Consider the following 1,787-nt stretch of genomic DNA (forward strand, 5'->3'; position numbering starts at 1 on the left):
AACAGCACTATCAAAGTCAGTTAAAAACACTTTATTTTCTAACAATTCATCTAATGAAACGTAATAACAGTGTATATAGGGTTGGTTATCTTTTTTCATCAAAGTAACTCTATTATTGCCATCTAATACTAATAATGATGTTGGTATATCGTATATTTCTTTAAATCTTGCTTCTCTTGATGTTACTAAATCAGGAATTAAAATTATTGGTTCATCAGGCGTTAAAGTATAAGGGTTTTCTCTTTCTGTATAGTCAATGTGTATTCCATCATTAAAAATATCATTTGGCGCTTTCAATGGTTTTCTATTAGTCTTTTTTATTAAATCTCTTGCCAAATCAACATTAAACCCTATGTCATAAATATATTTATTTCCTGCTGTATTACCTCTATATACTGAAAATGTCTGTAAGGTATCTTGTGGACTTTCTCCAAAATCTCCGATACTTCTATATATTTTGTCTAGTACGTCTATCCATTTATCATTAATTAGTTTAACGTACTCATGCTTATACAAATCAATATTCTGCAATTCTTTTTTTACATCAAAATTGCTAACATCAACTTCATACCATAATTTAGTATCATAATCTTTTTTCATTTAAAAACCCTTTCTATGCTAAAAAATCACTTCTAAATACAGAACATATGTTCTATAATTAAATTGAGGTGTTGCAAATGATCCCTGAAAAATATGCTAATGAAACAGATTATAGAAAAATACCCCGTGAGTATTTAAACCCTAATATCCCACAAAATCGAGGAATGAAAAAATGGCTACCTATGGCCACCATCCCCGAACAATACGAAAGATTAGAACAGTACATTCAAGACCAAAATAAAATTGAAAAGCCGTTACTTAGTGAAGACCAAATAGAAAATATAAATGATACATTGACTAGTAAAGTGATTGATAATACTTTAGCCAAAATTCAATATTTTGCTAATGGCTATATAAAAAGTGTTCAAGGTATAATACACAAAGTCGATACATTAGATAGTGTTTTATATATTTATACTGATGATGTTTTAATGCCTGTAAAATTAACTGATATTTATAATATTGAATAAGGATTAACTAACAGCCTTATCGTTAGTTTCCTTCAATTATATCAATTTTATTATCGTAACGCTTTCCGTTGTAGTAAATCGGGCTATTATCTATGACATTTATACCTCTTTCAAATATGTTGTTTGTACCCATTTTCAAATTAACTCCTTTGTTTTTATTTTCTAACTTTAATTTATTAAATTCTTGATAGTCTATTAAGCCGTGTTTATCTGCAATTCCTAATTGTTTTAAATCATTTAATGTTATATAACGTGTTTTTAAATACATCATATTTAACACTCCTTTTTTAGTACGGGGCGGGCGCTCGTTTTTTGGGGACTTGGCTCATACCAATTATTCTAATAAATCATTTATATTGAGTTCTGTTTCTAATAACTCTAGTTCTTCTAAACTTGTATAATTGTTATTACTTACTACTAAACTATCTAATACATCAATACTTAGCAATTCCCCTATAAGCTTTAATCTCTTGCCAACCATAATATCATTGACTGATGGCGTTACATCTTGGCTTGGGTGGTTATGTGCAAAAAGGTTCTGTTGCAAAACAATCGTTTAAGATTAAGTGAATTACAAAATAAACTACCTGATATCAACCAGTGCATGCTAATAAGACAACTTAGAGAACTAGAGCAAGACAAAATTCTTGAAAGGCCAGTCTATCCAGTAGTACTGCCAAAAGTAGATTATAAATTAACCAGAATAGGATTAAAGCT

Annotated in this window: 4 protein-coding genes and 1 pseudogene; 2 read left to right on the top strand and 3 right to left on the bottom strand. The window is 29.1% G+C overall.

All coding sequences use genetic code 11. The features are described 5' to 3' along the window. A partial coding sequence (locus ACF91D_RS30065; RefSeq protein ID WP_392438394.1) for a hypothetical protein occupies positions 1–600 on the bottom strand: 600 nt, incomplete at its 3' end. Positions 601–677: 77 nt separating this feature from the next. Here ACF91D_RS30065 and ACF91D_RS30070 point away from each other — a divergent pair. Beyond that, positions 678–1,070, top strand: a complete 393-nt coding sequence (locus ACF91D_RS30070; RefSeq protein ID WP_153672582.1) for a YolD-like family protein — start codon at positions 678–680, stop codon at positions 1,068–1,070. 22 nt (positions 1,071–1,092) lie between these two features. Here the strand turns inward: ACF91D_RS30070 and ACF91D_RS30075 are convergent, their stop codons facing one another. Next, positions 1,093–1,341, bottom strand: a complete 249-nt coding sequence (locus ACF91D_RS30075; RefSeq protein WP_153672581.1) for a hypothetical protein — start codon at positions 1,339–1,341, stop codon at positions 1,093–1,095. 63 nt (positions 1,342–1,404) lie between these two features. Continuing rightward, complete coding sequence (locus ACF91D_RS30080; RefSeq protein ID WP_153672588.1) at positions 1,405–1,617, bottom strand: JAB domain-containing protein; 213 nt, start codon at positions 1,615–1,617, stop codon at positions 1,405–1,407. Here ACF91D_RS30080 and ACF91D_RS30085 point away from each other — a divergent pair. Continuing rightward, positions 1,606–1,787, top strand: a pseudogene (locus tag ACF91D_RS30085) (winged helix-turn-helix transcriptional regulator); the annotation flags it as partial. The gene ACF91D_RS30080 and the pseudogene ACF91D_RS30085 sit on opposite strands and share 12 nt — an antisense overlap.

Source organism: Staphylococcus sp. 231237_7MaSpsaltlick, from assembly GCF_043107035.1.